The following is a 6,810-nucleotide window of genomic DNA, read 5'->3' as shown; positions in this document are numbered from 1 at the left end:
GCGGCTGGGCGAGGCCGGCGTCGCGATCCTGCTGATCGAGCAGCGTCGCCAGTTGGCGGCCACGCTGGCGACGCGGATCGCCGTGATGGAGCGCGGCCGGATCGTCCACGACGGCGCGCCGGGCACGCTGACGCGCGAGGACGAGGCGCGCTGGCTCGGCGCCGGTTGAGGCCTCGACCGGACAAACGCAACGGCGACGGACGATGGCGCGGCTCGCTTGCCGCTTCATCGTCCGCCGCCGCGCGCGCCCTCGACGTTGCCGCCGCGACGCCTCAGCCCGCCTTGGCCGCCGCTGCCGCCGCGTCGCGCTTGGCGATCCAGTCGTGCTCGGGATCGTTCTTGAAGTGCCAGACGCGGGTCGGCCCGGCCATCACGTTCAGGTAGTAGGAATCGTAGCCATAAGGCACCACCACCGGGTGATAACCACGCGGCACCATCACCACGTCGTGGTCCGACACGGCCATCGACTGGTCGATGTCGCGCTCGTCGGTATAGACGCGCTGGAACACGAAACCCTGCGGCGGGTTCACGCGATGGTAGTAGGTCTCCTCCAGGAAGCTCTCGACCGGCACGTTGTCGGTATCGTGCTTGTGCGGCGGGTAGCTCGAGGAGTGTCCCGAGGGCGTGCGCACCTCGACCACCAGCAGCGATTCGGCCGGCTCGGTCTGGGGGAGGATGTCGCAGACGTAGCGCGTGTTCGCGCCGGTGCCGCGCACCGAGCGCTTCATCTCGCCCGGCTCGATGCGGCGCGGCGGGAAGCGGCCGGTGCCCGGCGCGCTGGCCACGCCCAGCTCGGTGTCGCGCGTGGCGGTGACCGTCACGCGCCGGTCGGGCGGCAGGTAGAGCGCGGCGGGCGCGCTGTCCTCGAACACGCTGTCGCGCGAGCCCAGCGCGTCCCAGCGCGTGCCGTCGGCATCGACGATGTCGACGCGGCCCGCCATCACCACGATGCAGGTCTCGCGCGCGGCCTCGTGCAGCGCCAGCGATTCGCCGGCCTTGAGCCGATAGGCCGCGAAGCCCACGTGGTTCCAGCGCGCCGATTCCGGCGTGACGGTGGCGATCGAGCGGCCGCTGGCGGCGGCCTTGACCAGCAGGTCCTGCGAATGTCCGGGGTTGGCGGTATTCATCACGCGGCCTCCTTGCGAGCGGGTTCGAGCGGGGCGTCCACCAGCGCGCGCAGCGTGCGGTAGCCCTTCTCGGCATAGGCGTAGCTCGGCGCGATCACCGGATCCTGCTCGGCCTCGACCACGAACCAGCCGCGATAACCATGGCGCTTGAGCCGCTCGATGACGGCCGGGAAATCCACCGCGCCGTCGCCGGGCACCGTGAAGGCGCCGTTGATCACCGATTGCAGGAAGCTCCAGTTGCGGTTGCGCGCGAGCCGGATCACCTCGGGGCGCACGTCCTTGCAGTGGACGTGGCAGACGCGGCCGATGTGCTTGTCGAGCACGGCGAGCGGATCGCCGCCGCCGAAGGTGACGTGGCCGGTGTCGAACAGCAGGCCGACGGCCTCGCTGGTGGCGGCCATCAGCCGGTCGATGTCGGCCGGCGCCTCGACATAGGCGCCCATGTGGTGGTGATAGGCGGTGCGCACGCCGTGGCTGAGCGTGAAGCGCGCGAACTCGTCGAGCCGCCGCGCGTACTGCTCCCATTGCGCCTCGCCGACGAAGCGCGGGCGCTGGTAGAGCGGCACCTCGGCCGAGCCCTGGATCGAGGCGGCCACCTCGCCGTAGACCATCACCGTCGCGCCGTTCTTCGCCAGCAGTTCGAGATGCGGGCCCACCGCGTCGATCTCCTCCTGCGCGCCGCGCTCGGCCAGCCGCCCGGAGTACCAGCCCGAGACCAGCGCCAGCTGGTACTCGGCCAGCAGCGCCTTGAGCGCCTGCGGCTCGCGCGGGAACTTGTTGCCGAGCTCGAAGCCCTCGTAGCCGATCTGCCGGCCTTCGGTCAGCGCGACCGACAGCGGGGTTTCGCCGCCCAGCGAGGGCAGGTCGTCGTTCATCCAGGACAGCGGGTTGATGCCGATGCGGATCTGGTAGTCGCTCATGTCGATGCTTCCGGAGTATGGGGTTCGGGCTTGCCGGCGCGCTCGGCCAGTTGCCGTTCGTAGCTCGCGCGCGCCTCGCGCACGGCCGGGCGCGAGGACACCTCGGGCACCGCCACCTCCCACCACCAGCCGCCCTCGGCGGTGGTGCGGGTGGCATCGGTGTCGATGCAGATCAGGTAGCTGCGATCGGCGGCGCGCGCGCGTTCGAGCGCGGCGTCCAGCGCGGCGACGTCGTCGACGTGCTCGGCCAGCGCGCCCAGCGCGCGCGCATGCGCGGCGAAGTCGATCTCGGGCGCGCCGAGCGGGCCCTGCACGCAGTCCTCGATCATGTTGTTGAAGGGCGCGCCGCCGCAGGCCTGCTGCAGGCGGTTGATGCAGCCGTAGCCGCGGTTGTCGAGCACCACCACGATCAGCTTGGCGCCCAGCATCACCGAGGTGGCCAGCTCGCTGTTCATCATCAGGTAGCTGCCGTCGCCGACGAACACGATCACCTCGCGCTCGGGCCGCGCCAGCTTGGCGCCCAGGCCGCCGGCGATCTCGTAGCCCATGCACGAATAGCCGTATTCGATGTGGTAGCCGCCCGGCACCGCCGCGCGCCACAGCTTGTGCAGCTCGGCGGGCAGCGTGCCGGCCGCGCACACCGCGATGTCGCCGGCGGCCGAGGCATCCAGCTTGCGCTGCACGGCGCCGATCACGTCGGCGTCGTAGGGCAGGGTGCCCGGCTGGGCGGGCGCGTTGGTCAGCGTCTGCACCGTGTCGCGCCAGGCCGCGGCCAGCGACTGCGCGCGCGTGGTCCAGCCGTCCTCGGCCTGCCAGCCGGCCAGGCGCGCGCCGAGCGCATCGAGGGCCAGCCGCGCATCGGCCTCCACGGCCAGCGCGCGGTGCTTGAGCGCGTCGAAGGCATTGGCGTTGATGCCGATCACGGCGGCATTCGCGAACAGCGTGTTCGAGCCGGTGGTGAAGTCCTGCAGGCGCGTGCCGACGGCGATCACGCAATCGGCGTCGGCGGCCAGCGCGTTGGCGGCGGGCGAGCCGGTCACGCCGAGCGCGCCGGCGTTGAGCGGGTGGTTCCAGGGCAGGCTGCTCTTGCCGGCCTGCGTCTCGGCCACGGGAATGCCGTGACGCTCCGCGAAGGCGCGCAGCGCGGCGCTGCCGCCCGCGCTGTAGAGCGCGCCGCCGCCGGCCACCAGCAGCGGCCGGCGTGCCTCGCGCAGCACCGCGAGCGCGGCGGCCAGCTCGGTCTCGACCGGCGCCGGGGCATGGAAGGACACCACGCGCGGCGCGAAGAACGACAGCGGGTAGTCATAAGCCATGGCCTGCACGTCCTGCGGCAGCGCCAGCGTGACGGGGCCGCACAGCGCCGCGTCGGTCAGCACGCGCAGCGCGCGCGGCAGGGCGTTGAGCAGTTGCGCCGGGTGCACGATCCGGTCGAAATAGCGCGACACGGGCTTGAGCGCGTCGTTGGCGGAGATCCCGCCGTCGTGGAAATCCTCGACCTGCTGCAGCACCGGATCGGGCGCGCGCGAGACGAAGATGTCGCCGGGCAGCAGCAGCACCGGCAGGCGGTTCACATGGGCCAGCGCGGCGGCGGTCACCAGGTTGGTGGCGCCCGGGCCGATCGAGCTGGTGACGGCCATCATGCGGCGGCGCAAATGCGCCTTCGCATAGGCGATCGCGCTGTGCGCCATCGCCTGCTCGTTGTGGGCGCGGTAGGTGGGCAGCACCTCGCGCGCCTGGTACAGGGCCTCGCCGAGCCCGGCCACGTTGCCGTGGCCGAAGATCGCGAACACCCCGCCGAACAGCGGCTCGGTGCGGCCGCTGCCGTCCTCGGCGGCCACCTGCTGGGCGGCCAGGTAGCGCACCAGGGCCTGGGCCGCGGTCAGGCGCACGGTGCCGGTCGCCTCGGCGGTGGCCTCGCCCGGCCAGGGCGCGGCGGATTCGATCGCTCTATGGTTCATGGTCGGCTCTCCTAGGCGACGCGGCGGGCCGCGACCTCGCCGGCGCGCGCGCTGCGCCAGGCGCCGATCAGGGTCTCGAAGATCTCGCGCACGCGGGCGATCACGCCGGCATCGTCGAGCTCGCCGGCCAGCCAGGCGCGGCTCGGCTCCCAGAAGATGGTGCGGCCGACCGTGAAGCCGCGGCAGCTGTTCGAGGCGGCCGCGGCGGCGAAGCCGCCGATCAACTGCTCGACCGGCGCGGACAGGCCCAGCAGCACCACGCCGCGGCAATGCGGGTCGCGCTCGGCGATCAGCTGGTCGACCGCGCGCCACTGCTCGGCGTCCAGCGGTTCGAGCTTCCACCATTCCGGGTAGATGCCGAGGTTGTAGAGGCGCTTGAGCGCGCGATAGACCACGTCGGGGCCCTCGGGCAGGTCGGCGCGATGCGGCGGGATCACCTCCAGCAGCAGTTCGTGGCCGCTGGCCTGCACCGCGTCGTAGAGCGTGCGCAGCTGGGTTTCCTGCTCGAGCCGCGTTTCCAGCGCCTCGTCCGGGTGGTAGCGCACCAGGCATTTGGCGACGTGCTCGGCCGGCCAGGTCTCGAGCGTGGTGCCGATCGAGCGGCCATGGTCGAATTCGAGCGGCAGCGAGCCGGGCAGCTCGGTCGGGCGGCCCACCCACCAGCCGCGGCCGGTGGCGTCGTTGAGCGCGTCCTGGCCGTAGCGGTCGTCGATCAGCACGCCGATCTGGCCTTGCAGGCCCAGTTGCGACTCGGTCTGCGCGACCGCCTCGACGAACAGGCGCTTCAATTGCGGAATCCGTTCCAGCGGCGCGCCGGCCTGCTGCGCCAGCTCGAAGAACTGGTTGCGGTGATCGAAGGCGAAGCCGAGCACCTGCTCCCACTGCTTGCGCGGCGGCGTGACGCGATGCAGGCGCGCCAGCGTCGCATCGAGATCGGGGCGGCGCATGCGCTGCGGGTCGCGCGCGGCTTCCTGCAGGAAGTAGTTCAGCTCGGCCGGCGTCGGCATGGCCGGCGAGCAGCCGTGGCGCGACACCACCAGCGCGCCGCAGGCGTTGGCCGCGCGCGCGGCCGCCTCCAGCGTGCCGCCGCGCAGCCATTGCGAGAGGAAGCCGGAGGCGAAGGCATCGCCCGCGCCCAGCACGTTGAGCACCTCGACCTCGACGCCGCCCACCAGCTTCAGAGCATCGAGCGACTTCGGCACGGCGGACTCGACGATCGAGCAGCCGAGCGGACCGCGCTTGACCACCAGGGTCGCGCTGCTCACGCGACGCACCATCTCCAGCGCGTCGAGCAGGTTGTCCTTGCCGCCGGCGATGCGGAATTCCTCCTCGGTGCCGATCACCAGGTCGAACAGCGGCAGGATCCGTTGCAGATGCGCGGTCACGCCCTCGTTGGCGATGAAGCGGGTCTCGCCGTCGGCCTTGCCGGTCAGCCCCCACAGCACCGGGCGATAGTCGATGTCGAGCACGGTGCGCACCTGGTGGCGGCGCGCGTAGTCGAGCGCGCGGCGGCTGGCGCGGTTGACCTTGTCGGTCGAGAAGTGCGTGCCGGTGATCAGCAGCGCCTTCGAGGAGGCGATGAAGTCCTCGTCGATGTCGCCCTCGTCGATCGCCATGTCGGCGCAGTTCTCTCGGTAGAACACCAGCGGGAAGGTATCGCGGTCCTTCAGGCCGAGCAGCACCAGGGCGGTGAGCCGCTCCGGGTCGGTCAGCAACTGGCGCGTGTCGCAGCCCTCGCGCTCCAGCGTGTCGCGCACGAAGCGGCCCATGTGGTCGTTGCCGACGCGCGCCAGCATGGCGGATTTCAGGCCCAGGCGCGCGGCGCCGAAGGCGATGTTGCCGGACGAGCCGCCCAGGTATTTGGCGAAGCTGGTCGCGTCCTCGAGACGGGCGCCGATCTGCTCCGCGTACAGGTCGACCGCGACGCGGCCGATGCAGATCACGTCGAGCGGGCGGTTCGGCGCGAAGGGAAGGGGGGAGTGAGCCATATCGGTTCCTGGTTAGATCACGGCGCCGTCGAGTTCGGCGACCATCTTCTGCATTTCGGCGCCGCCCGCCATCATGTCCAGCACCTCGTCCTTGCTGATGGTGTCCTTGGTGAAGGTGCCGAGCGAGCGGCCGCGGTTGAGCAGCGTGAACGAATCGCCGATCGGGTAGGCGTGGTGGACGTTGTGGGTGATGAAGATCACCGAGATACCCTTGGCGCGCGCGGTGTGGATCAGCTTGAGCACGTTGAAGCTCTGCTTGACGCCGAGCGCGGCGGTGGGCTCGTCGAGGATCAGCACGCGCGCGCCGAAGTGGATCGCGCGGGCGATCGCCAGGCACTGGCGCTCGCCGCCCGACATGGTGCCGATCGGCTGGTGCGCGTCGCGCACGTTGATGCCCATCTCGGCGAGCTTGGCGCGGGCGATCTCGGCGCTGGTGTCGAGGTCCATCACGTTGATGAAGCCGAACAGCTTCTTCTTCGGCTCGCGGCCCATGAAGAAATTGCGCGCCACCGAGAGCAGCGGCACCAGGGCGAGATCCTGGTAGACGGTGGCGATGCCCAGGTCGAGCGCGTCCTTGGGCGACTCGAAGCTGACCGGCTGGCCGTCGACCAGGTAGCGGCCCTCGGAGGGCGAGTGCACGCCGGCCAGGGTCTTGATCAGGGTGGACTTGCCGGCGCCGTTGTCGCCGAGCAGGCAGTGCACCTCGCCGCGCCGCAGCTTCAGGTTGATGCCGGACAGCGCGATCACCTTGCCGAAGAACTTGCTGACGTTGTCGAGCTCGAGAATCGTGTCGTGCGTGGAGGGCGTGGACATGGTT

Annotated in this window: 5 protein-coding genes and 1 pseudogene; 1 reads left to right on the top strand and 5 read right to left on the bottom strand. The window is 71.1% G+C overall.

The window, feature by feature from the left end; genetic code table 11:
• Positions 1-169: pseudogene (locus F3J18_RS21440) on the top strand (ABC transporter ATP-binding protein); the annotation flags it as partial.
• A gap of 103 nt (positions 170-272) precedes the next feature.
• Here F3J18_RS21440 and iolB read toward each other — a convergent pair.
• The 5 genes from iolB to F3J18_RS21415 are packed head-to-tail and all read right to left on the bottom strand — an operon-like array spanning position 273 to position 6,806.
• Positions 273-1,127, bottom strand: coding sequence for a 5-deoxy-glucuronate isomerase (gene iolB / locus F3J18_RS21435; protein ID WP_166914070.1), 855 nt, complete (start codon positions 1,125-1,127; stop codon positions 273-275).
• Positions 1,127-2,047: a myo-inosose-2 dehydratase gene (gene iolE, locus F3J18_RS21430; RefSeq protein ID WP_166914069.1), complete on the bottom strand. Its 921-nt coding sequence runs from the start codon at positions 2,045-2,047 to the stop codon at positions 1,127-1,129. Before iolE ends, iolB begins: the two co-directional genes overlap by 1 nt.
• Complete coding sequence (gene iolD, locus F3J18_RS21425) at positions 2,044-4,005, bottom strand: 3D-(3,5/4)-trihydroxycyclohexane-1,2-dione acylhydrolase (decyclizing) (RefSeq protein ID WP_240156420.1); 1,962 nt, start codon at positions 4,003-4,005, stop codon at positions 2,044-2,046. Before iolD ends, iolE begins: the two co-directional genes overlap by 4 nt.
• 11 nt (positions 4,006-4,016) lie before the next feature.
• Entirely contained in the window at positions 4,017-5,993 is a 1,977-nt protein-coding gene (gene iolC, locus F3J18_RS21420; protein ID WP_166914066.1) for a 5-dehydro-2-deoxygluconokinase, read from the bottom strand.
• Between the two features lie 12 nt (positions 5,994-6,005).
• Positions 6,006-6,806 carry an ATP-binding cassette domain-containing protein gene (locus tag F3J18_RS21415; RefSeq protein ID WP_025101598.1) on the bottom strand — a complete coding sequence of 267 codons (801 nt, stop codon included), beginning with the start codon at positions 6,804-6,806 and terminating at the stop codon, positions 6,006-6,008.
• Positions 6,807-6,810 lie beyond the last annotated feature (4 nt).

It is taken from the genome of Burkholderia sp. Ax-1720, from assembly GCF_011753035.1.
GTDB classification, from domain to species: Bacteria; Pseudomonadota; Gammaproteobacteria; order Burkholderiales; family Burkholderiaceae; genus Burkholderia; species Burkholderia gladioli.
This window is presented reverse-complemented; position numbering and strand designations above follow the sequence as displayed.